The sequence below is a fragment of the Streptomyces sp. NPDC041122 genome (assembly GCF_055592445.1).
This window is the reverse complement of record NZ_JBVIYQ010000010.1, coordinates 1-22,024: the sequence shown is the minus strand read 5'-3', so window position 1 is coordinate 22,024 and position 22,024 is coordinate 1. Positions and strand designations below refer to the sequence as shown.

The 22,024-nt window shown below is 73.7% G+C and carries 17 protein-coding genes; 9 read left to right on the top strand and 8 right to left on the bottom strand.

What is annotated here, in order from left to right:
- Positions 1-4: 4 nt before the first annotated feature.
- Entirely contained in the window at positions 5-2,095 is a 2,091-nt protein-coding gene (locus tag ACZ6B8_RS31245) for a hypothetical protein (protein ID WP_471609381.1), read from the bottom strand.
- 159 nt (positions 2,096-2,254) lie between these two features.
- Positions 2,255-3,643: a transcriptional regulator gene (locus ACZ6B8_RS31240; RefSeq protein ID WP_471087788.1), complete on the bottom strand. Its 1,389-nt coding sequence runs from the start codon at positions 3,641-3,643 to the stop codon at positions 2,255-2,257.
- Positions 3,644-3,980: 337 nt separating this feature from the next.
- Between ACZ6B8_RS31240 and ACZ6B8_RS31235 the strand changes: the two genes are divergently transcribed.
- The 4 genes from ACZ6B8_RS31235 to ACZ6B8_RS31220 all read left to right on the top strand — a co-directional run bounded on the left by ACZ6B8_RS31235 (position 3,981) and on the right by ACZ6B8_RS31220 (position 8,991).
- Positions 3,981-4,640 (top strand): bifunctional DNA primase/polymerase, encoded by a 660-nt coding sequence (locus tag ACZ6B8_RS31235; protein WP_471087790.1) that lies wholly within the window; start codon positions 3,981-3,983, stop codon positions 4,638-4,640.
- A 103-nt stretch (positions 4,641-4,743) separates the two neighbouring features.
- Complete coding sequence (locus tag ACZ6B8_RS31230; protein ID WP_471087793.1) at positions 4,744-5,520, top strand: ABC transporter ATP-binding protein; 777 nt, start codon at positions 4,744-4,746, stop codon at positions 5,518-5,520.
- Positions 5,517-7,157 carry a transporter gene (locus tag ACZ6B8_RS31225; RefSeq protein WP_471609380.1) on the top strand — a complete coding sequence of 547 codons (1,641 nt, stop codon included), beginning with the start codon at positions 5,517-5,519 and terminating at the stop codon, positions 7,155-7,157. The genes ACZ6B8_RS31230 and ACZ6B8_RS31225 overlap by 4 nt, the downstream gene beginning before the upstream one ends.
- 457 nt (positions 7,158-7,614) lie before the next feature.
- Positions 7,615-8,991 carry a PAS domain-containing protein gene (locus tag ACZ6B8_RS31220; protein WP_471609379.1) on the top strand — a complete coding sequence of 459 codons (1,377 nt, stop codon included), beginning with the start codon at positions 7,615-7,617 and terminating at the stop codon, positions 8,989-8,991.
- 1,826 nt (positions 8,992-10,817) lie between these two features.
- Here ACZ6B8_RS31220 and ACZ6B8_RS31215 read toward each other — a convergent pair.
- Genes ACZ6B8_RS31215 through ACZ6B8_RS31200 form a run of 4 tightly spaced genes read right to left on the bottom strand, consistent with a single transcriptional unit; the run spans position 10,818 to position 14,324 of the window.
- Positions 10,818-12,041, bottom strand: a complete 1,224-nt coding sequence (locus tag ACZ6B8_RS31215) for an ABC transporter permease (RefSeq protein WP_471609378.1) — start codon at positions 12,039-12,041, stop codon at positions 10,818-10,820.
- Positions 12,038-12,745 (bottom strand): ABC transporter ATP-binding protein, encoded by a 708-nt coding sequence (locus ACZ6B8_RS31210; protein ID WP_471609377.1) that lies wholly within the window; start codon positions 12,743-12,745, stop codon positions 12,038-12,040. Before ACZ6B8_RS31210 ends, ACZ6B8_RS31215 begins: the two co-directional genes overlap by 4 nt.
- On the bottom strand, positions 12,742-13,812 hold the full coding sequence (locus tag ACZ6B8_RS31205) for an efflux RND transporter periplasmic adaptor subunit (protein WP_471609376.1): 1,071 nt from the start codon (positions 13,810-13,812) through the stop codon (positions 12,742-12,744). The genes ACZ6B8_RS31210 and ACZ6B8_RS31205 overlap by 4 nt, the downstream gene beginning before the upstream one ends.
- Complete coding sequence (locus ACZ6B8_RS31200) at positions 13,809-14,324, bottom strand: hypothetical protein (RefSeq protein WP_471609375.1); 516 nt, start codon at positions 14,322-14,324, stop codon at positions 13,809-13,811. The genes ACZ6B8_RS31205 and ACZ6B8_RS31200 overlap by 4 nt, the downstream gene beginning before the upstream one ends.
- A gap of 120 nt (positions 14,325-14,444) precedes the next feature.
- Here ACZ6B8_RS31200 and ACZ6B8_RS31195 point away from each other — a divergent pair, with 120 nt between their 5' ends.
- Positions 14,445-15,113 carry a response regulator transcription factor gene (locus ACZ6B8_RS31195; protein ID WP_471087815.1) on the top strand — a complete coding sequence of 223 codons (669 nt, stop codon included), beginning with the start codon at positions 14,445-14,447 and terminating at the stop codon, positions 15,111-15,113.
- Positions 15,114-15,142: 29 nt separating this feature from the next.
- Positions 15,143-16,366 (top strand): sensor histidine kinase, encoded by a 1,224-nt coding sequence (locus tag ACZ6B8_RS31190; protein WP_471609374.1) that lies wholly within the window; start codon positions 15,143-15,145, stop codon positions 16,364-16,366.
- A gap of 20 nt (positions 16,367-16,386) precedes the next feature.
- Here the strand turns inward: ACZ6B8_RS31190 and ACZ6B8_RS31185 are convergent, their stop codons facing one another.
- Positions 16,387-17,151, bottom strand: coding sequence for an SIS domain-containing protein (locus ACZ6B8_RS31185; protein WP_471087821.1), 765 nt, complete (start codon positions 17,149-17,151; stop codon positions 16,387-16,389).
- 160 nt (positions 17,152-17,311) lie between these two features.
- Between ACZ6B8_RS31185 and ACZ6B8_RS31180 the strand changes: the two genes are divergently transcribed.
- Positions 17,312-18,004, top strand: coding sequence for a metal-dependent transcriptional regulator (locus ACZ6B8_RS31180; RefSeq protein WP_355807864.1), 693 nt, complete (start codon positions 17,312-17,314; stop codon positions 18,002-18,004).
- Positions 18,005-18,695: 691 nt separating this feature from the next.
- Positions 18,696-19,559 carry an alpha/beta fold hydrolase gene (locus ACZ6B8_RS31175; protein ID WP_355808050.1) on the top strand — a complete coding sequence of 288 codons (864 nt, stop codon included), beginning with the start codon at positions 18,696-18,698 and terminating at the stop codon, positions 19,557-19,559.
- A 91-nt stretch (positions 19,560-19,650) separates the two neighbouring features.
- Here ACZ6B8_RS31175 and pdxH read toward each other — a convergent pair whose 3' ends face one another.
- Positions 19,651-20,355, bottom strand: coding sequence for a pyridoxamine 5'-phosphate oxidase (gene pdxH, locus ACZ6B8_RS31170; RefSeq protein WP_471087824.1), 705 nt, complete (start codon positions 20,353-20,355; stop codon positions 19,651-19,653).
- A gap of 316 nt (positions 20,356-20,671) precedes the next feature.
- Here pdxH and ACZ6B8_RS31165 point away from each other — a divergent pair, with 316 nt between their 5' ends.
- The gene (locus ACZ6B8_RS31165) at positions 20,672-21,772 is read left to right on the top strand and encodes a citrate synthase 2 (protein WP_471087826.1); all 1,101 of its coding nucleotides are present in this window, start codon (positions 20,672-20,674) and stop codon (positions 21,770-21,772) included.
- The last annotated feature ends 252 nt before the right edge of the window (positions 21,773-22,024 follow it).

The following is a 22,024-nucleotide window of genomic DNA, read 5'->3' as shown; positions in this document are numbered from 1 at the left end:
CGCCTCAGAGCTGGGTCTTGCTCCGCTCGGTCAGGTGGTACTTGCGGGCGATCGCGTTCCAGTGCCCCGCGGCCTGCCCCTTGGAGATCGTCGCCACGTTGCTCTGGTGGTTGCCCGCCGCGGCCTGCGGGGTGTTGCGGGCCCGGCCCTTGTGGCAGCCCTTCTTGCCCGCCACCTGGTCCGCCCAGGCCGCGTAGTGGTTGTCGGCCGCGGCCGAGGCCTTCCACGCCTTGTTGAGGGCGGCGGTCAGCTGGTCGTTGGCCGGGAGCTTGTCGACCTTCAGCGCGGCGAGCCGGGTGACCAGGCCGTTGCGCTGCTTGGCCGCGCCGCGCAGGTCCTTCGCGGACTGGCCGAGGTTCTGGCACCTGCCCACGTTGCGTACGGAGGCGATGACCGTGTCACGGCTGTTGTTGCTGTCGGCCAGGAGCCGGTCGAGGGCGACGGCCTGCTCCTTGACCGGGTCGGCGGCGGGCGAGGGCCGCTCGTCGGGGTCCGCGGAGGCGGAGACCGCCTTGTCGTCGCCCTTCGCCTCGTCGTCGTCACCGCCGCCCGCGCTGAGCAGCGCGCCCGCGCCGATGCCGAGCACCGCGATGCCCACGCCGGCCGCGGCGATCAGCGGCACCTTGGAGCCGGTGCGGGCCCCGCGGCCACCGCGCCGGGGTCCCCCGGGGCCGCCGCCCGCGGGCTCGGGGGCGGGCACGCCGCCCGGCGCCTGGACGCGGGGCATCTGCTGCGTGGAGGCGGGGCCTTCGGCCTCCGGCTCGGTACGGAAGAGACTGTCGAACTCGGCGGGCGGCTGCCGGTCGCCGGGCGCGCCCGGGCGGATCCCGTACGGGGTGCCGGACGGCCCGGGCGGCGCGCCGTGGCCCGCGGGGGCGGTGCCGCCGGGGACGGGCGCGATGAACTGGGTGGGCTCGTTGTCGGACGCGGCGCCGGGCATGGCACCCGGCAGCGGGCCGGAGGCGGGGCCTGACGTGGGGCCTGACGCGGGGGTGCGGCCCAGGAACTGCGTGGCGTCGGCGGCCTGAGCGGGGGCGGTGGGAGCCTCGGGCGGCAGGGCGCCGGGTCCCACCGGGGGTATGTACTGCGTGGCCCCCTCGTCGTCGCCCGGGCTCGCGGGCACGGGGGCGATGTACTGGGTGGCCTCGCTGTCGGGCGACGCGCCCGGCGCGGCGACGGGCGGCAGCGGCATGCTCGCCGGGGGCGTGGCCGCGGGCAGCTGTGCCTGGCGCCCCGAGGCCGCGGGGGGCAGGGGCTGGGCGCCCCGGCCGCCGGGCAGCGGCTGCCCGGCCGGTGGCGCGGCGTGCGCGCCCGGTCTCGCGGGCGGCGCGGCGTGGGCGCCGTGGCCCTGCTGCGGCGCAGCGTGGGAGCCGTGCGCCTGGTGCGCCCCGTGCGCGCCCTCACCCTGCGGGGTGCGGTCGCTCCGCGGGGTTCCGTAGGGGTCGGTGCCGCCCGGCCGGTGCGGGGCGGCGTGGGCGCCGCGCGAACCGGTGGGCTGCGCCCCGTAGGAGGGGTCGTTCTGGCCCGGGTACGAGGACGGGTCCTGCTGCCCGTGGCGCCCGGTGGGTGCGGGTCGGCCGGGGTAGGCCTGCGGGTCCGACGGGCCCGGGTAGCCCGGGTGCGTCTGCTGGCCCGGCTGGGCGGCCTGGGCCGCGTATCCCGGTGGGGCCTGCTCGCCGTACTGGCTCGGCTGGCCCTGCTGAACCCCGTATCCGTAACTCTGCGGGTCCTGGGCGCCGTACCCGTACCCCTGGCCCCCGTAGCTCTCGCCGCTGTAACCCTGCTGCGTGCCGTACGGGCCGGACCCGTACGGGCCGGCAGGCGGGGTCGTGCCCTCCGGAGGGAGGGGCTGGGCCGTGGGCTGGTGGGGCGGCGTGCCCCACTGGTGGCCCTCGCCGGGCGGCGGGCCCGCCGTCTCGGGCCCCCAGGGCTGACCCCACGGGTCACCGCCCGCCGGGGCGCTGTGCCGGCCCGCGGTGCCGGGGAAGAGCGGCTCACTGCCGTCCGCGGGCAGCACGACGCCCTCGTGGGCGGGCCGGGCCGCGGGCTGCTGCGGATCGGAGGAAGCAGCGCCCTGACCGCTCTGCTGCGTCACCGGGACTCCTACATATGGGGGACCTACGGAACCGTCGGGTCACGCTACCGGGTCGCCACATCCCTCTGCCACGCAGCTCAGATCGCCGCCCTCCGCCGACGGGCGGAAGTAACAAAACCTCCCGCCCGGACGCTGTTCCGGGGTACGTTCACGCGCTCCTCACGCCGCCTGGACGTCGACGCGCGCCCCGAACTCCCGTACCACCGGCTCGTCCCGGTACGGCTCCAGGCGGTCCTGGAGGTCCTCCAGGTACTCCGCGCCGCGGTTGGAGCGCAGCGTGCCGAGCAGCTCGACGGCCTTCATGCCCGTGTGGCAGGCCTGTTCGACCTCGCGCCGCTGCACCTGCGCCGTGGCCAGCAGGACCAGGCCGATCGCCCGGCGCCGCGCCCGCGTCTCGGGGTGCCCGTCGAGGGACTCCTGGGCGCTGCGCGCCGCCGCCTCGGCCTGCCCCAAGTCACGGTGACAATGCGCCATTTCATCGGCCAGATACGCGTGGTCGAAGTGCCGGATCCACACCGGGTCGTCACCGGAGCCGGCCTCGCCGGACGCCCGGTCCATCGCCTCGACCGCGCGGCCCGCCACGACCTGCGTGGCCCGCGCGTCACCGAGCAGCGCGTGCCCGCGTGCCTCGGCCGCGTAGAACATCGCCTGCGCGCGGGGCGTGACCCGGCCGCGGGTGCCCTCCTGCGCCGCCCGCGCCAACTGCGCGATCTCGCGCGGGTTCCCGAGCTGCGCCGCGAGGTGGCTCATCGACGCGGCGAGCACGTACCCGCCGTATCCGCGGTCGCCCGCCGCCTGGGCCAGCCGGAGCGCCTGGATGTAGTAGCGCTGGGCGAGGCCCGGCTGCCCCGTGTCGACCGCCATGTACCCGGCGAGCTCCGTCAACCGCGCGACGGCGGCGAAGAGTTCACGCCCGACCGCCTCCCGGTAGGAGCCCGCGAGCAGCCCGGAGACCACGGAGTTGAGGTAGTGCACGACGACCGGCCGCACATGGCCGCTGCCGAACTGGTGGTCCAGCTTGGTCAGCGCCTCCGTCATCGCCTTGACCGCCTCCACGTCCGACATCCCGACGCGCGGCCCCGCGGTCCTGCCGACCTGCGAGTCCGGCGAGGAGATCAGCCAGTCGCGGCTCGGCTCCACCAGCGCGGAGGCCGCCACGGACGAGCCGGAGAGGAAGTCCCGCCGCCCCACGTCGCTGCGCCACAGCTCGCAGACCTGCTCGATGGCGCCGAGCACGGTCGGCGAGAACTGCAGGCCCACGCCGGAGGCGAGGTTCTTGCCGTTCGCCATGCCGATCTCGTCGATCGTGACGGTGCGGCCCAGCTTGCGGCCGAGCGCCTCCGCGATGATGCCGGGCGCCCGCCCGCGCGGCTGCTGCCCGCGCAGCCAGCGGGCCACCGACGTCTTGTCGTAGCGCAGATCGAGACCGTGCTCCGCGCCGCACATGTTGACCCTGCGGGCCAGTCCGGCGTTGGAACAGCCGGCTTCCTGGATGAGCGCCTGCAGCCTTTCGTTGGGCTGTCGCGCGACGAGTGGCCTGGCGGCCATGGCGTAACCCCCTGAGTGCACCGTGGACCATCGACACGGGCCGTCCAGTGGACCGCCCACGATGATCAATGCCCTTGAGGCAAGGCGAAGATGCGCCACAGAAGAAGCAAAAGAAGCCATGAAGTACTACAAGTACCGATCTGTACGGACCTGTCGGTCCCCGGGCTTCCTCCGAGGCGTCCTCTGATTGCCCGTGACCTGGCTACCCGCGCCCGGCAGCCATTCCCCCTGCGCGCCCCCACCCATGCACCCATGCGCCCCGAGCGCAGGATCGATGCTCCTCCCCCGCCCACGCGTGCGCCCGTAACCCGAGGTGGCACCGGGAGTTGAGAACTGCGTGGAAGAGACCATCGGAGTCACGTCAGCCGCGCAGATCCCGAAGCAGCGCGGAGAAGGCTTGCTGGACACGGCCGTCCGGTACGCGGAGGAGCGGCACTGGGACGTGTTCCCCGGGACCTGGCTGGAGTCGGTCGACGGCGTCGAGCGGTGCTCGTGCGGGGACACCGCGTGCGACGCGCCCGGCGCACACGCCGCCAGGGAGGACTGGGCGACCCAGGCCACCGGCAGCGCGACCGTGGCCCGCAGGCTCTGGCAGAAGCAGCCGATCGCCTCGATCCTGCTCCCGACGGGACGCACCTTCGACGCCATCGACGTGCCCGAGACGGCCGGCTTCCTCGCCCTCGCCCGCATGGAGCGCATGGAGCTCACGCTCGGCCCCGTGACGTGCACCCCCGACCGCCGCATGCAGTTCTTCGTGCTCCCCGGCGCCGCCGCCAAGGTGCCCGACCTCGTCCGCACCCTGGGCTGGCCGCCGGCCGCCATCGACCTGGTCTGCCACGGCGAGGGCACCTACGTCGCCGGGCCCCCCACCCGCTACGGCGCCAGGGGCGCCGTCCAGTGGGCCTGTCGCCCCACCGCCGCCAACCGCTGGCTGCCGGACGCCGAGGAGATCATCTCGCCGCTGGCGTACGCGTGCGGCAGGGAAGCGCGCCGCTGACCCGCCGGCCCACCGGCCCACCGGCCCTGACCGCGGCCCGGCCCGGCCCAGCCCGCCGCCGACGTATCGTGCGACAACGGCGGAAGCGGCGAAGGGCGGCACGGTGACCGAAGCGACGGCGGTACGGATCCAGGGGCTCTGGAAGCGGTTCGGCGAACAGATCGCGGTGGCGGGCATCGATCTGACCCTGCCCGCGGGCCAGTTCATCGGCCTCGTCGGGCCCAACGGCGCCGGCAAGACCACCACGCTCTCCATGGTCACCGGTCTGCTCAGGCCGGACCAGGGCACCGTCGAGGTGGTCGGGCACGACGTGTGGCGCGACCCCGTCGAGGTCAAGGCCCGCATCGGCGTCCTCCCCGAGGGCCTGCGCCTCTTCGAACGGCTCTCCGGCCGCGAACTCCTCGCGTACACCGGACGGCTGCGCGGCCTGCCCGGCGCCGAGGTCGACAAACGCGCCACCCAGCTCCTCGACGTACTCGACCTCGCGGGCGCCCAGCACAAACTCGTCGTCGACTACTCGACCGGCATGCGCAAGAAGATCGGCCTCGCCGCGGCGCTGCTGCACAACCCCGAAGTCCTCTTCCTCGACGAGCCGTTCGAGGGCGTCGACCCCGTCTCCGCGCAGACCATCCGCGGCGTCCTGGAGCGCTACACCGCCTCCGGCGCCACCGTCGTCTTCTCCTCCCACGTCATGGAACTCGTCGAGTCGCTCTGCGACTGGGTCGCCGTCATGGCCGCGGGCCGCATCCGCGCCCACGGCACCCTCGCCGAGGTGCGCGGCGCGGCGCCCTCGCTGCAACAGGCGTTCCTCGAACTCGTCGGGGCCGGCGGCCGCGACACGGGCTCCGACCTCGACTGGCTGGGCGGCGGCAGCCGATGACCACGCCCCGCACCACCACCACCGCCGCCGACGCCCACGCCCGCGCCGCCCACCCGGCGCTCACCCCCGTCTTCGTCCGCCTCAAGCTGTCCCTGCTGCGCAACGGCCTGCGCCAGTCCGCCGGCCGCCGCGCCGCCTACATCGCGTCCGTCGTCGCCGCGCTCCTCGTCGCCGCGCTCCAGCTCCTCGGCCTCGTCGCGCTGCGCGGCGACCCCCACGCCGCCACCGTCTGCGTCCTGCTCACCGCGGTGCTCGCGCTCGGCTGGGCCGTCATGCCGCTGTTCTTCGCGAGCGGCGACGAGACCCTCGACCCGACGCGCCTGGTGATGCTGCCGCTGCGGCCCCGCCCCCTCGTACGGTCGCTGCTCGTCGCCTCCCTCGTCGGCATCGGTCCGCTGTTCACCCTCTGCCTCGCCGTCGGCGCGGCGATCGCGCTGGCCCACGGGGCCGCGGCGGCCGTCACCGGCGTCGTCGCGGTCGCCCTCACCCTCCTGATCTGCGTGGCGCTGGCCCGCGCGGTCGCCGCCGCCAACACCCGCCTCCTCACCAGCCGCAAGGGGCGCGACCTCGCCGTCCTGAGCGGGCTCGTCATCGCGGTCGGCGCGCAGGTCGTCAACTTCGGGGCGCAGCGGCTCGGTTCGTCCGGCCTGTCCACGCTCGACCCGGCGGCGGACGTCGTCCGCTGGATCCCGCCGGCCGCGGCGCTCGGCGCGGTGGACTCGGTGAGCGACGGCGCGTACGCCACCGGCGCGGCGCAGCTCGCCCTCGGCGCGGCGGCGCTGGCGGCGCTCCTCGCCCTCTGGCAGCGCAGCCTGGCCCGCCTGATGACGACGCCGGACGGCTCCACGCTCGCGGCGGCGGAACCGGACAAGGGCACCTCCCGCGCCTCGGGCGCCCTCGGCGGCCTGCTCCCCGCGGGCCGCACCGGCACCGTCATGGAGCGCAGCCTGCGCTACGTCTGGCGCGACCCGAAGACCAAGGCGGCCTGGGTGACGTCCCTGGCCATCGGCCTGATCGTGCCGCTCTTCAACGCCCTCCAGGGCACCGGGTCCGGCTACTTCGCCTGCTTCGCGGCGGGCATGCTCGGGATCCTCATGTACAACCAGTTCGGCCAGGACACCTCGGCGTTCTGGATGGTGGCGACGACGATCTCCGCGCCGCGCGACGCGTACGTGGAGCTGCGCGGCCGAGCCCTGGCGCTGCTGCTCATCACCGTCCCGTACGCGGCGCTTGTGACCGTCGTGACGGTGGCGGTGCTCGGCGAGTGGCCGACCCTGCCGGAGGTCCTGGGCCTCTCCTTCGCGCTGCTCGGCGCGATGCTGGCCACGGGCGCGTGGTCCTCGACGCGCTTCCCGTACTCGATCCCGCAGGAGGGCCACAAGAACGTGGCCCCCGGTCAGGCCGGGCTCGCCTGGATCTCCGTCTTCGGCGGGATGGTCGCGGCGGCCCTGCTGTGCGCCCCGGTCCTCGCCCTCACGATCTGGCTGCACGCGTCGGGGGCGTCCGCGTGGAGCTGGCTCCTGCTGCCGGTGGGCACGGTGTACGGGGCGGTGGTCACGGAGCTGGGCCTCCGCCTGGCGGCCCCGCGGCTGGCGGGCCGGCTGCCGGAGATCCTCGCGGCGGTGAGCAGGGGCTGACAGCCCCTGAACACTGAGAGCCCCTGAACACTGCGCGCCCCTGAACGCTGAGACCCCCTGAACGCAGACGACCCGCGAGCCGTGGTTCCTGCCGCACCGTATGCATCCGGGCGGAGGAAGCCGGCCGGACGTACCGGCGGCTCGCGGGTCGGGTGACTGCTGGGGAATAGGGCCGGCTGCACGCACAACGCACGCGCTGGTCCGGCGCCGAATTCGAGTTGCGACGACGGGCCGCTAGCCCGCAGTCACCTCACGCGTCCGGTTTCCATACATCGGCCGAACCACCTCCCTTCTCGTGTGCACACCACCCTAGGAACCGCCCCACGCGCCGCACAACCGAATTTCGCGCACAACGATTTCTCACCGACTTCCGGGAACTACCTGTGGGGTGGGTCACGTTCCAGTTGAATGATCTGACGTGCGATACAGGGAGATCGCGCAGCGTAGGGGGTTCCAGGTGAGTGCTTCGCGGCAGAGCGGAACTACTGACGAACTGGGTCCTGAAGAACCCGAGCCCGGCGGTGCCGAGTTGCTCGCGGCGCTGCTGGACGGGATGGACGCCGCGTTGTGCGCGTTCGACGCCGACGGCGTGGTGACGCACTGGAACCGCGAGGCGGAGCGGATCCTCGGGTGGTCGACGGCGGAGGCCGTCGGACGGCGGGGGTTCACCGGGTGGGCGGTGCGAGCCGCGGACGCCGGGGACGTCGAGGGGCGGCTGATGGCCGCGATGGACGCGCCGGGGCGGCAGGTGCACGAGTTCGCGCTGGTGACCAAGGACGGCGGGCGGGTGCTCGTACGGATGCAGTCGGCGGCCGTGCGGGGCGGTGACGGCAAGACCGCGGGGATGTACTGCGCCTTCAGCGAGGTCCACGCGCAGATCGATCTGGAGCGGTCCATCGCCCTGAGCGAGGCGCTCTTCGAGAACGCCTCGTGGGGCGTGGTGCTGGTCGACGCGGACCTGCGCCCCGCCGTCGTCAACGAACACGCCGCCCGCGCCTTCGGCATCGGCCGCACCGCCGTCCTCGGACGCCCGCTCGCCGACCTGCTCGGGCAGGGCGTCGAGGAGCTGGAGAGCGCGCTGACCCACGTACTGGCCGAGGGCACGCCGCCGGCGCCGGCCGAGCTGTGGGTGTCGGTACGGGCCGGGGCGGGCCAGGAGGAGGGGGCGGAGCGGCGCTGCTGGCGCAGCGGGTTCCTGCGGCTCGCCTCGCCGCTCGCGGAGGAGCCGGTGCCGTTGGGGGTGGGCTGGCTCTTCGTGGACGTGACGGAGGCGAAGCAGACCGAGCAGGTGGCCTCGCAGCTGCGCTTCCGCTCCCAGCAGCTGCACCGGGCGGCGCGGGCCACCGCGGAGTGCGAGGACCCCATGGAGGCGGCCACCGTCCAGCTGGACTTCGCGCTCGCCGGCTTCGCCGACCACGCGCTGGTGGACGTCCTCGCGGGCGAGAGCCCGGTGCGGCTGGTGCGGGTCGCCGCGACGCCCGCGGGGCCGCCGGGGCCCTGCCTGCCGGTCGCGATGGCGGGCATTCCGGTGCGGTATCCCGAGGGACATCCCGCGCCCCAGTGCGTGGAGCGGACGGGGTCGGTGCGGGCCAGCGCGGGGGTGGCGGCTGCACCGGAGCGGGTACGGGAGTGGGCCGCGGCCCGGCAGTGGCCGGAGGACTCGGTGCACGCGCTGTGTGTGGTGCTGCGCAGTCGGGGGCGGACGCTGGGCGTCGTGACGTTCTTGCGGGGGGCCGGGCGGGGGCAGTTCGACGGGGGTGACGCGGCGTACGCGGAGAGCGTGGCGGCGCGGGTCGCCTCGTCCCTGGACCTCGCCCAGGTGGTGGGGCCCTGAGGGGCTCGGTCCTGCTCTGCGCCTTCGGTGGGCCGGTGCCTTTGTCGGTGACCGGGGCCGCCCGGGTGTTTGCGGAGTGTGGCGCCTCCGGGCCGGGAGTAAAGGGCGCTCCTTCGTCGCGTCGGCTTCGCCGATTGCGCTGCGCTCCACCCTTGACTCCCGTCCCTCCACCGCAGCGAAACGTCCGACCCGGACGGCCAGGGGTGAGGCGGCGGACCTAGCCGGTCGGGTCATCAGCTTTCGCTGCCGGGTGCGGTCCGGCCCATCGTGGACGGACGCCCCGGTGCGAGCTCGGCCCACGGCCCGTCTGGTCGGGTCATCGGCCTTCGCGGCCGGGTGCGGTCCGGCTCATCGTGGGCGGCGGCCACGGTGCGAGCTCGGCCAGCCGCGCGGCCACGCCTCTCGGGCCATCCGCTTTCCTCGCCGAGTGCGCTCCGGCCCATCGTCGGCGGACGTCACCCTCGATGTCCCGATGTCCCGCCGGGGGTCTGGCACCTACTTCGGGAAAGTTGCGAATCAGGAAGCCGCGCGCCCCCCTGCCACAACCCAAGCGCCCCCGGAACCAGCCAACCCGCTGGCGGCGATGGGACGGACAGGTCCTCTGCGGGACACGGAAATCCTGGGACGGGCGGAATCTCGTGACGCATGAGGCCTGCGAGACAGAGGAGTTGAGTGGGACTGCTGGGCTCGCATAGGGGGTGGGATCCTGCGACCGCCCCACCCGCCCGGCGGCGCACAAGGCACGGAGGGGGGCGCGCGGGGAACTGCTTCGCAACTTTCCCCAAGTAGGTGCCCGAGAGGGAAGGAACGGGGCGGGGACGGGCCTGAGGTCAGAGGGCGGAGTCACGTCCCCGGGGGCGCATTCACCGTGATGGCAGGGGGCGCGCGGCGTCCTCATTCGCAACTTTCCCGAAGTAGGTGCCTGACGCCGAGAGTCCGGCCCGCGCACCCGACCCCGCTTCGACCGGGACGGCGGAGCGATGGGCCGGTCGGCGCCCGGCAGCCAGGGCTGATGGCGCGGGAAGGGGGCGCGCGGGGAACTGCTACGCAACTTTCCCAAAGTAGGTCCCCAACCCCGATAGCCCGGCCCGCACACCCCGCCCCCCCGACCGGGACGGCGGGGCGCGATGGGCCGGTCTGCACCCGGCAGCGAGGGGGGATGGCCCGAGTGGCATGGCCGCGTAGTTGGCCGAGCCCGGATCCTGACATTGGCCGACGATGGGCCGGACCGCACCCGGCAACGGAGGCTGATGGCCCCAGCGGCATGGCCGCGCGGCGGACCGAGCCCGCACCGAGACGTCCGCTCACGATGAGACGGGCCGCACCGGTAGCGAAGGCCGGTGGCCCGGGCGAGGAGGCCGGGCGGCTGGCCGAGCCTCGACCCTGACGCCCGCCCACTATGGGCCGGTCCGCACCCGGCAGCGAAGGCCCATGACCCGACCAGACCGGCCGTGGGCCGAGCCCCGACCGTAGCGTCGGCCCACGATGGGCCGGACCGCGCCCGGCGACGCGAGGTGATGACCCGAGCGGCGATGCCGCGCGGCTGGCCGAGCTCGCACCGGGGCATCCGCTCACGATGGGCCGGACCGCACCCGGCAGCGAAAGCTGATGACCCGACCGGCTAGGTCCGCCGCCATCCCCTGGCCGGCCGGGTCGGACGTTTCGCTGCGGTGGAGGGACGGGAGTCAAGGGTGGAGCGCAGCGGAATCGGCGAAGCCGACGCCCGAAGGGCGCCCTTTACTGCCGGCCCGGAGGCGCCACACTCCGCAACAACCCGGGCGGCCCCGGCACCCATCGAAGACACCGGCCCACCGAAGACTCCCCCCTCACACCGCGTGCAGCGCCAACGTAGGAGACAAACGCGCCGCCCGCACCGCCGGGTACAGACCCGCCACCGTACCGATCGCCAGCGTCGCGCCGAAGCCGCCCGCCATCGCCCACGGCGGGACCACCCACGGCAGGCCGCCCGAGACCGCGTACGCCGCCGTCGCCGCCGCGCCCAGCGCCACGCCCGCCATGCCGCCGAGGCCCGACAGCATCAGCGACTCCGTCACGAACTGGATGCGGATCTGGCCCCGCGTCGCCCCCAGCGACCTGCGCAGGCCGATCTCGTAGCGCCGCTCCAAGACCGAGATGATCATGGTATTGGCCACTCCGACCCCGCCCACCAGCAGCGCGATCCCGCCCAGACCGAGCAGCAGCGTGGAGAACGCGCCCTCCGTCGCCGCCTTCGCCTGGAGCGCCGACGACGGGTCGGTGACCTGGACGTTGCGCGGGTTCTCCGGGTCGATGGAGGGGGCCAGGAGCCGCCGCACGTCGCCCACGGTCGCGTCGGTGGAGCGTTCGTACACCGACGTCGGGTGGCCGTCGAAGCCGAGCAGCTTGCGCGACGCGTCCCAGCCGGTCAGCGCCGAGCGTTCGATGTCGGACGCCAGCGGCAGCGGGCCGAGGACGCCGATCACGGTGAAGTACCGGTCGTCGATCCACACCTGCTGTCCCGGCGACGTGATGCCGAGCCGCTGCGCCGCGACGTGGCCGAGGACCACCGACGGATAGCGGCTGTTCGCCGCGTTGAACCAGCTGCCGTGCGCCACCTTCCCGCGCAACACCTTCAGCAGCCCCTCCGTGGCGGCCTTCACGGAGATCCCGCCGGTCTCGTCCTCGGGGATCTTCTCGCTGCGCCGCACGGAGCGTTCGAGATCACCGGTGGCCCCGACATCCTCGACCCCGTCGACCCGTCCGGCCCGCCCCGCCGCGTCCTTCGGCAGGGTCACCTTCTCGCCGGAGAACATCGCCTCGCCCGGCGAGGCGATGAGCATGTTCGTGCCCAACGAGTCCAGTTCCCGCATCAGTTGGGCCTTGCTGGAGGACGAGATGCCCACCACCGCGACCATCGTCGCGATGCCGATGGCGATGCCGAGCGCGGAGAGCACGACCCGTACGGGCCGGCTGCGCAGCCCTGCGGAGCCGACGTGCAGGACGTCGCGCGGGCTCAGCCGCGCCGCCCTGAGGGCCCCGCGGCGCGCCGTCGTACGGTTGCGGGCCCTCACGCCGCGACCTCCGCGCCCCGCGTGTCCGCGACGACCTGCCCGTCCCTGATCCGCACCTGCCGCGGCAGCCGGGCGGCGATCTCCGTGTCGTGGGTGATGACGGCGATGGTGGCGCCCTCCGCGTTGAGGTCGTGCAACAGGGCCATGACGGCTTCGCCGGACGCGGAGTCCAGCGCGCCGGTGGGCTCGTCGGCGAGGAGCAGGTCGGGTTCGCCGACGACCGCGCGGGCGATGGCGACGCGCTGTTTCTGGCCGCCGGACAGTTCGTGCGGGCGGTGCCGCATGCGGTCGGCGAGGCCGACGCGCTCCAGGGCGTGCGCGGCGCGGCGGCGCCGTTCCGCGCGGGAGAGACCGGAGTAGAGCAGGCCCTCGGCGACGTTGTCGCGGGCGCTGATGCCGGGGACGAGGTGGAACGCCTGGAACACGAAGCCGATGTGCCGGGCGCGCAGCGCGGACAGACGGCGGTCGGTGAGCGCGGCGACGTCGTGCCCGGCGATGGCGACGGAGCCCGCGGTGGGCCGGTCGAGGGTGCCGACGATGTGCAGCAGGGTGGACTTGCCGGAGCCGGACGGGCCGACGATGGCGAGGAGTTCGCCGGCGCCGACGGTCAGGTCGACGCCGCGCAGGGCGGCGACGCCGCCGGGGTACTCCTTGGTGACGCCCGCCAGCTCCACGACGGCGGGGACGTCCTGGTGGCCGTTCATACCTTCGGCACCCCCACCTTCATGCCGGCCCGCAGCCCACCGCCGCTCACCTCGACCCTGCCCTGCCCGAACATGCCGAGCTCGACCTCGACGTCCCGGGTGCGGCCGCCCTCGACCAGCTGGACGCCGAACCCGCCGCCGGGCAGCGCGAGGAGCGCGTTGACGGGGACGGAGAGGACGTCCTCGCGGGTCTCGCCGGTGAGGTTGACGGTGACCGGCGACTGGTCGAAGCCGTCGACCTCGCCGGGGTCGTCGAAGGTGACGGTCACCGGGATCTTGGGGGTCTTGTCGTTGGGGTCGTCGCCCGGTTCGGCGGTCCTGCCGACGGCGGCGACCTTGCCCTTGACCGTGCTGCCGTCCGGCAGGGACACCGTGACCTTCGTGCCCTTCTTCGCCGAGTCGCCCTCCGCCACGTCGAGTTCGACGCGTACGACCCGTTCGGAGCCGGTCGTGGAGAGCACCGGCCTGCCGGGCGCGACCTGGTCGCCGACGGCCGAACCGGCGGACTTCACGCGGAGCGCGGACGGCTGGAAGGAGATCTGCTCGGGCCCGACGCGGCCGGTCTGCTTGCGGTCGTGGGCCTTCTGCCAGCGCTTGACGGCGGCCGCCGTGCCCTCGGTGTACGTGTCGTCGACGGCGAGCCCGGATCCGTAGCCGAGGGCCACCAGGTTCCGCTCCAGCTGGCGCACGTCGTTGCCCTTGTCGCCGCTCTTCAGGGTGCGGTACATGGGCTCGGTGCCGTACATCAGGCGGACCGGCGCGCCGTTCACCTCGTACAGCCGCCCGTCCCGTCCGACCGTGGAGCCGGTGTCGGCACGCCACGTCAGGGTGCCGGTGGTACCCGCGTTGACCTTGCGTTCCTTGGCGTAGCCGAGGGTGCCGTCGACCTGGGTGCCGCTGCTGAGGTCGCCCTTCTCGACGGCCGCGGTGGCGGGCGGCAGGCCGGCCGCGCGGTGGCCCGAGTGCTCCGTGCCGCCGCCGTCGGCGAGTGCGGTGACGGCCACGCCGCCGCCGGTGACGGCGAGGAAGGTGACGACGGTGGCGACGACCGCGGTGCGGCGCCTCATCCGACGATGCCCTTGCACGCGTCCGCGGCCTTCTCCATCTTCTTGGCCTCGGCGCCCTTGGGCATGGGCTGGGCCTGCATCCCGGGGCCGTCGAACTTCGGGTCGGGCATGTGGAAGCCGTTCTTGCGCATGCACCGGGCGTACTCGAGCATCTTGTCCTTGTCGGCCTGCGAGATGCCGCCGCCCTTGGAGCCGCCGCCCATGCCGCAGTCCTTCATGGCCTTCTGCATCTTCTCCTTGCCCATGTCGCCGCCGATGGTGATGCCGCGGGCGTCCTCGCCGGACTTGGGCTCGGCGACCTTCAGACCGTGCTTGCGCAGGCACTCGCGCTCCTTGAACGCCTTGTCGGCGTCGGCGCCCTTGCCGTCGGCGCTGTCGGACGAGCCCTTGCCGGAGCCGGAGCCGGAGTCGTTGGAGCAGGCCCCGGCGAACAGGGCGAGTGCGGCGAAGGCTGACGCGACGGCCACCGAGCGGGTACGGGGGCGGGTGCGGGTCGTACGGGCGGTCCTCATGCGGCTTCCCCTTACATGTGGCGTGACTGACGCGCACAGGCTGGCGGGGAGCGGGGTTTCGTTTCTCTCAACGGGGACGCTTACACCGGCGAAAGGTCACTCTCAGGTACACAGAGCCCCATGCGCGTACTGCTGGTGGAGGACGAGGAATTCCTGGCCGAGATGATCGCCGACGGGCTGCGCCGCGACGCGCTCGCCGTCGACGTCGCGGCCGACGGGCTGACCGCGCTGCGGAAACTGCAGCTCGGCGAGTACGACGTGCTGATCCTCGACCGCGATCTGCCGGGCGTGCACGGCGACGAGGTGTGCCGCCGCGTCGTGGAGCAGCGGCTGCTGACCCGGGTCCTGATGCTGACGGCGTCGGGCACGGTGCGTGACCGGGTGGCCGGTCTGGGGCTCGGCGCGGACGACTACCTCACCAAGCCGTTCGCGTACGACGAGCTGCTCGCCCGCGTCCTGGCGCTCGGCCGCCGCGCGCGCCCGGCGCTGCCGCCGGTGCTGGAACGGGCGGGTCTGGTCCTGGACACCGCGCGCCGGCAGGCCAGCCGGGACGGGCGCCACCTGTCGCTGTCGCGCAAGGAGTTCGCGGTCCTGGAGGCGCTGCTGCGGGCGGACGGCGCGGTGGTCAGCGGCGAGGACCTGATCGAGCAGGTGTGGGAGGAGGACACCAGTTACCGCACCAACGCGGTCCGGGTCACCCTCTCCAAGCTCCGCGCGAAGCTGGGTGAACCGGCGGTGGTGGAGACGGTGCCGGGCGCCGGGTACCGGATCGCGGGGCGCTCGCTGTGAGGGCCCGCCGGCCGCTCGTACGGGCGCGGATGAGCAACGAGCGGTCCCGGCTGACGGCGCTGTACGGGGGGCTGCTCGTGCTGGCCGGGGCGCTGCTGACCGGCCTGGTCTATCTGCTGGTGCAGCAGGGCCTGTACACGTCGATCAGTACGGCGGTGACGACGGCCGTGCCGCGGGGGCCGGTGCCGCCGTGGAACCCCGTGCCGATGCCGGTGACCTCGGCGGTGCCCGCCCAGCGGGTCGAGGGGAGGCCGGTCGACGCCGACAAGGGCCTCGCCGTCACGCGCATCAGCGACCTCGCCGGAGAGGCGGCGCTCAACCGTCTCCTGACGGTCTCGGTGATCGTCCTCACCGTGTACGCGGTCCTGTCGATCGCGCTGGCCTGGTGGATGGCGGGCCGGGTGCTCCGGCCGGTGTCGGTGATCGCCGGGACCGCGCGGCGGCTCTCGGCGGCCAATCTGCACGAGCGGATCGCGCTGGACGCGCCGCCGGGCGAGCTGAAGCACCTCGCCGACACCTTCGACGAGATGCTGGACCGGATAGAGCGCCTGGTCGGGGCGCAGCAGCGGTTCGCGGCCAACGCGGCGCACGAGCTGCGCACCCCGCTGGCGGTGCAGCGGGCGGCGGCGGAGATCGGTCTCGCCGGGGAGCCGGACGCGGAGCGGGTGGCGAGGATCCGTACGAAGCTCATCGCGGTCGCCGACGACAGCGAGCACCTCATCGAGGGGCTGTTGCTGCTCGCCGCCTCGGAGCAGGGGCTGGAGCGGCGTGAGCCGGTCGCGGTGGACGTGCTCGCGCACGCCGTGGCGGACGGGCTCGGCGAGGAGGCGGCCGCGCGGGACGTCACGGTGTCCGTACGCGCGGACCCGCTGACCGTGGAGGGCGACGGCGTCCTGCTGGACCGGCTCGTCCACAACCTGGTGGCGAACGCGGTGCGGTACAACGTCCCCGAGGGCCGGGTGGGCGTCGTGGTCGGCGGAGGTGCTGACGGCGGCGGCTACGGCGACGGCGTGCTGGAGGTGGTCAATACGGGGCCCGGGGTGCCGCCGGACACCGTCCCGCACCTCTTCGAGCCCTTCCGGCGGCTGCACGAACGCACGCACGCGCCCGGGGAGGGCGCCGGGCTCGGCCTGTCCATCGTGGCGGCGATCGCGCGGGCCCACGACGCGGAGGTCACGGCAGAGGCGAACGGGGCGGGCGGCGGGCTGACCGTACGGGTGCGGTTCGCGCCCCGGACTGAGCAGAGCCGGTGAGGTCGGTGCCGGCGGCGGATTCAGTGCCGGTAGAAGATCCGGTCGCCGTACTCCTGGAGGACCCGCCCGTTCCAGTCGTGTCCGCCGTCCACGTTCCCCGAACGCAGCAGCGGCGGCTGGATGCCGCGCGCGGCGAGCCGCTCGACGGCGGAGGCGATCATGGCCTGCATCAGCGCGTTGGTGACGACGCTGGAGGCGGGGCCGAAGGGCGCGTCGACGCCGTCGAGGGTGAGCTCGGCGTCGCCGACCGAGATCTTGGAGTCGATCACCACGTCGCAGTGGTCCTTCAGGAAGGTGCCGGAGACGTGCCGGGACCGGGTCTCGGTCGCGTACGCCACCGAGGTCACGCCGATGACCTTCAGGCCCAGGGCGCGGGCGTTCATGGCCATCTCCACGGGCAGGGAGTTGCGCCCGGAGAGCGAGATGATCACGAGGACGTCGCCGGGGCGGGCCGGCGAGGAGTCCAGGACGGCGCCCGCGAGGCCGTCGACCCGCTCCAGGGCGGAGCCCAGCGTGGCGGGCATGACGTCGATGCCGACCACTCCGGGGACGGCGAGGAGGTTGACCACGGCGAGCCCGCCCGCGCGGTAGACGACATCCTGCGCGGCGAGGGAGGAGTGCCCGGCGCCGAAGGCGAAGAGCCGGCCGCCGGCCTCGACCGCGTCGGCGAGCAGCGTGCCCGCCTCCGCGACGGTCCCGGACTCCTCGTCGCGGACCCGCCGCAGCAGGTCGATCGCGGCGTCGAAATACTGACCTGCCATCTTGCCCTCGCTCTTCGAGCTCATTCGCATCACGTTGCGGTCTGGACCAGCACCGTGTCAACACCGTCGGAGGCCGGTCCTGCCCGGTCACGGGCGGGAATTCCACCGGCGCGGCACGGTTGTCGGTGGTATGCGTCAGAATTGAGGGCAGGGCCAGCGCACGAGCGAATTCTGAGGGGCACCCATGTCGGGGCTGATTGACACCACTGAGATGTATTTGCGCACCATCCTCGAGCTCGAGGAGGAAGGTGTGGTCCCCATGCGCGCCCGGATCGCCGAGCGGCTCGACCAGAGCGGGCCGACGGTGAGCCAGACCGTGGCGCGCATGGAGCGCGACGGTCTGGTGGCGGTCGCCAGCGACCGGCACCTGGAGCTCACCGAGGAGGGCCGCCGTCTCGCGACCCGCGTGATGCGCAAGCACCGCCTCGCGGAGTGCCTGCTCGTCGACGTGATCGGGCTCGAATGGGAGCAGGTGCACGCCGAGGCGTGCCGCTGGGAGCACGTGATGAGCGAGGCGGTGGAGCGCCGCGTCCTGGAGCTGCTGCGTCACCCCACCGAGTCTCCGTACGGCAACCCGATCCCGGGCCTGGAGGAGCTGGGCGAGAAGGACGGCGCGGACCCGTTCCTGGACGAGGGCATGGTCTCCCTGACGGAGCTCGACCCGGGCTCCGAGGGCAAGACGGTCGTGGTGCGCCGGATCGGCGAGCCGATCCAGACGGACGCCCAGCTGATGTACACGCTGCGGCGGGCCGGCGTGCAGCCGGGCTCCGTGGTGAGCGTGACGGAGTCGGCGGGCGGCGTCCTGGTGGGCAGCAGCGGCGAGGCCGCGGAGCTCACCGCGGAGGTCGCCTCGCACGTCTTCGTCGCCAAGCGCTGACGCCGCGCTCCGGCGGTCCGCCGGGGCGTGCGGGTTCCGCGGGCGGGTTCACCGGAGGTTTCGCCGAGGGGTCACCGGAGGTTTCACCGAGGGGCCACCGGAGGTTTCGCCGGAGGGCCGGGGTCAACTCCCGTTGCCGGAGGGGTGGTTGACATTGCTCCACGATCTCCACGAGATCCTGCGGAGTCCAAGATTCAGTGTGCGGAATCGCAGCGCCCGAGCGTTTTGCGTGCGAGGCTGTCGCGAGAGGCATATGACCTGAGGGCTCTTGACCGTGTCGGCGCCGGGTCTGGCCGCACGGCCGGAGAGGGGGCTGTAGATGTGCCCGTCTGGTGAGCGCGAACGCCCGCCCACCGAACGCCCGCCCGGCGAGCGCCTGCGCGCGCCCCGCCGGTGGCGAGGACAAGGCGAGGGCCCCGGCGCCCTGAAGCGCCGGGGCCTGCCCTCCCCTGTACTGACCCGGAGCCCCGAGCTCTCAGGGTCATTCCCCTCGGACCGGTTTCCCCGAGCGGTCCGCCTCCCGTTGAAGATCTCCCCTCGGCCGCGCCGGTCAATCCTTGAGTGCGGTCACTCGAACGAGGGGTGTTATCGGCGAAGCGGCCGCTTTCGAACGAGGGTTCGATAGCGTGCGGGGGCGTGGAGCAGGGCCAGGCGTGGATCCCGAGCGAAACCCAGGGGGGTGCCAGCAATCATGGTGCGGCGCATCGACGTGACGGGCACGGACGGCGTACGCCTCGCCGCCTGGGAGTACGCCGATCCTCCCAAGCTGCGGGAGGCCGAGGCGGCGCCGGGCGGGGTGCTGTTGCTGCACGGCCTGATGGGCCGTGCCTCGCACTGGGCGGGCACCGCCCGCTGGCTGGCCGAGCGGCACCGCGCCGTCGCCCTCGACCAGCGCGGCCACGGCAGGAGCGAGAAGCCCGCCGCGGGCCCCTTCAGCCGGGACGCCTACGTGGACGACGCCGAGGCCGCCCTGGTCCAGCTCGGCCTCGCGCCCGCCGTCCTCATCGGCCACTCCATGGGCGCCCTCACCGCCTGGCAGCTCGCCGCCCGCCGCCCGGACCTCGTCCGGGGCCTGATCATCTGCGACATGCGGGCCTCCGCGCTCGGGGCGGCCTCGCAGCGCGAGTGGGAGGACTGGTTCAAGTCCTGGCCGGTGCCGTTCGCGACGCTCGCCGACGTCCGCAAGTGGTTCGGCGAGGACGACCCCTGGGTGGAGCGGCCCAACCCGGCGCGCGGCGAGTTCTTCGCCGAGGTGATGCGGGAGGGCACGGACGGCTGGCGGCCCGTCTTCGACCGCGCCCAGATGCTGGAGTCCCGCGAGACGTGGGTGCACGACGCGCACTGGGAGGAACTGATCCAGGTCCGCTGCCCCGCACTGGTCGTACGCGGCCAGGACGGCGAGCTCGGCCGGGCGGAGTCCCAGGAGATGGTCCGCGTCCTGCCGCGCGGGGAGTACGCGGAGGTGGCCGACGCGGGGCACCTCGTCCACTACGACCAGCCGGCGGCCTGGCGGGCCGCGATCGAACCGTTTCTGGACGGGGTCCTCACGGGGTGAGCGGTGGCCCCGCGAACCGCGGGGCGCCGTTCGTCGCGGCCTTCGGCCTACTCGTCCTCAAACACCGGACGGGCCGAATCCGCCACCGGCCTCACGGGCTCAGGCGCTCCACGCGCCACGGGCTCCCCGCCTCCGGGCGTACGTACCGCAGGCGGTCGTGCAGGCGGTCCGCCCTGCCCTGCCAGAACTCCACCGTCACCGGGCGCACCCGGAAGCCGCCCCAGTCAGGGGGGACCGGGACCTGTTCGCCCTCGGGGTAGCGGGCCGCCAAGTCGGCGTAGGCGCGGTCCAGTTCCGCGCGCGAGGCGAGCACGGAGGACTGGGCGCTGGCCCAGGCGCCGAGCTGGGAGCCGTGCGGGCGGGTGCGGAAGTACGCCACCGTCTCCTCGCGCCCGACGCGCTCCGCGACACCGGAGACGATCACCTGGCGGGCCACCGCGTGCCAGGGGAACAGCAGCGAGACGTACGGGGTGGCGGCGAGCTCGCGGGCCTTCCGGGAGCCGTAGTTGGTGAAGAAGACGAAGCCGCGCTCGTCGAAGCCCTTCAGGAGCACCGTGCGGGAGCTGGGGCGGCCCGCGGCGTCGGCCGTGGAGACGACCATGGCGTTCGGCTCGTGGATCGCGTTCCGGTCGGCCGCCGCCTCCTTGAACCAGAGCGCGAACTGGTCCATCGGGTCCGCGGGCAGCTCGGCCTCGGCGAGGCCCCGGGTGACGTACTGCTCCCGCATGTCGGCCGGCTCGGGCAGGGGTTCGGAGAAGGCGGCGCTGGCGTCGGTCACACAGTCATCCTGCCGCATCCCGCGGGGGCCGGGTGGGCCGGGCGGGGGCCGGGGGAACCTTGAGGGTGACGTGTGGCACTGAGTGCCGCACGGCATCGCGAAAGGTGGCACCAAGGGATATCGTCCTGCTGCCGGATCGGTGGGGTGACGGCCTGCCCCACTGGGCATCACCGGGAGGAACGTTCCGGACCGCGAGTCGACGAATTCGCCACAGTTGGGCGGATTGGACCGCGTAACCGGGCCGTGTTCGCCCACTTTTGACCGATGGTCATGAGCTGATCGCCTTGCCGCACTCGAAAACCATCATGTCGAACCCATCACGAGGAGCCGCCTGATGTCCGACTTCGTACCTGGTCTCGAAGGAGTCGTCGCGTTCGAGACGGAGATCGCCGAACCGGACAAGGAAGGTGGCGCGCTGCGCTACCGCGGCGTCGACATCGAGGACCTGGTCGGCCACGTCTCCTTCGGGAACGTGTGGGGCCTGCTCGTCGACGGCGCCTTCGACCCCGGTCTGCCGCCCGCCGAGCCCTTCCCCATCCCGGTGCACTCCGGCGACATCCGCGTCGACGTGCAGTCCGCGCTGGCCATGCTCGCGCCCGTCTGGGGCCTGCGGCCGCTGCTCGACATCACCGAGGAGCGGGCCCGCGAGGACCTGGCGCGCGCCGCCGTCATGGCCCTCTCCTACGTCGCCCAGTCGGCGCGCGGGCAGGGCCTGCCGATGGTGCCGCAGCGGGAGATCGACACGGCCGAGACGGTCGTCGAGCGGTTCATGAAGCGGTGGCGCGGGGAGCCCGACCCCAAGCACGTCCAGGCCGTCGACGCGTACTGGACGTCGGCCGCCGAGCACGGCATGAACGCCTCCACCTTCACGGCGCGGGTCATCGCCTCCACCGGCGCGGACGTGGCGGCGGCGCTGAGCGGCGCCGTGGGCGCGATGTCCGGTCCGCTGCACGGCGGCGCCCCGTCCCGGGTCCTCGGCATGATCGAGGAGATCGAGCGGACGGGCGACGCGGTCGCGTACGTGAAGCGGGCGCTGGACAAGGGCGAGCGTCTGATGGGCTTCGGGCACCGGGTCTACCGGGCCGAGGACCCCCGCGCGCGGGTGCTGCGGCGCACCGCGCGTGAGCTGGGCGCGCCCCGCTTCGAGGTCGCGGAGGCGCTGGAGAAGGCGGCCCTCGACGAGCTGCACGCCCGCCGCCCGGACCGGGTGCTCGCCACGAACGTGGAGTTCTGGGCGGCGATCGTCCTGGACTTCGCGGAGGTGCCGGCCCACATGTTCACGTCGATGTTCACGTGTGCCCGTACGGCCGGTTGGTCGGCGCACATCCTGGAGCAGAAGCGGACGGGGCGGCTGGTCCGCCCCTCGGCGCGGTACGTGGGCCCTCCGAGCCGCTCTCCGCAGGAGATCAGCGGATACGGGGAGCTCGCGGGCTGAGAGTCTCTCGGGGGGCGGGGACTTCGGCGGACGGGGCGCCGGGTTCCTGCCCCGCACTGTGCCGGGGGCTTCGGTGGGCCGGTGCCTTTGTCGGTGACCGGGGGGCGCGTCTTCGGTGGCCCGGCGCCTTCGATGCGTACCGGGGCCGCCCGGGTTGTTGCGGAGTGTGGCGCCTCCGGGCCGGCAGTAAAGGGCGCTCCGCTGCGCTACGCGTCGGCTTCGCCGATTCCGCTGCGCTCCACCCTTGACTCC

What these genes read in the sequence shown, in the direction of transcription:
- ACZ6B8_RS31240 (WP_471087788.1), bottom strand. Translation starts at nt 3,643, where the DNA reads ATGGCCGCCAGGCCACTCGTCGCGCGACAGCCCAACGAAAGGCTGCAG.
- ACZ6B8_RS31225 (WP_471609380.1), top strand. Translation starts at nt 5,517, where the DNA reads ATGACCACGCCCCGCACCACCACCACCGCCGCCGACGCCCACGCCCGC.
- ACZ6B8_RS31210 (WP_471609377.1), bottom strand. Translation starts at nt 12,745, where the DNA reads ATGAACGGCCACCAGGACGTCCCCGCCGTCGTGGAGCTGGCGGGCGTC.
- ACZ6B8_RS31205 (WP_471609376.1), bottom strand. Translation starts at nt 13,812, where the DNA reads ATGAGGCGCCGCACCGCGGTCGTCGCCACCGTCGTCACCTTCCTCGCC.
- ACZ6B8_RS31200 (WP_471609375.1), bottom strand. Translation starts at nt 14,324, where the DNA reads ATGAGGACCGCCCGTACGACCCGCACCCGCCCCCGTACCCGCTCGGTG.
- ACZ6B8_RS31195 (WP_471087815.1), top strand. Translation starts at nt 14,445, where the DNA reads ATGCGCGTACTGCTGGTGGAGGACGAGGAATTCCTGGCCGAGATGATC.
- ACZ6B8_RS31190 (WP_471609374.1), top strand. Translation starts at nt 15,143, where the DNA reads ATGAGCAACGAGCGGTCCCGGCTGACGGCGCTGTACGGGGGGCTGCTC.
- ACZ6B8_RS31185 (WP_471087821.1), bottom strand. Translation starts at nt 17,151, where the DNA reads ATGAGCTCGAAGAGCGAGGGCAAGATGGCAGGTCAGTATTTCGACGCC.
- ACZ6B8_RS31180 (WP_355807864.1), top strand. Translation starts at nt 17,312, where the DNA reads ATGTCGGGGCTGATTGACACCACTGAGATGTATTTGCGCACCATCCTC.
- ACZ6B8_RS31175 (WP_355808050.1), top strand. Translation starts at nt 18,696, where the DNA reads ATGGTGCGGCGCATCGACGTGACGGGCACGGACGGCGTACGCCTCGCC.
- pdxH (WP_471087824.1), bottom strand. Translation starts at nt 20,355, where the DNA reads ATGCGGCAGGATGACTGTGTGACCGACGCCAGCGCCGCCTTCTCCGAA.
- ACZ6B8_RS31165 (WP_471087826.1), top strand. Translation starts at nt 20,672, where the DNA reads ATGTCCGACTTCGTACCTGGTCTCGAAGGAGTCGTCGCGTTCGAGACG.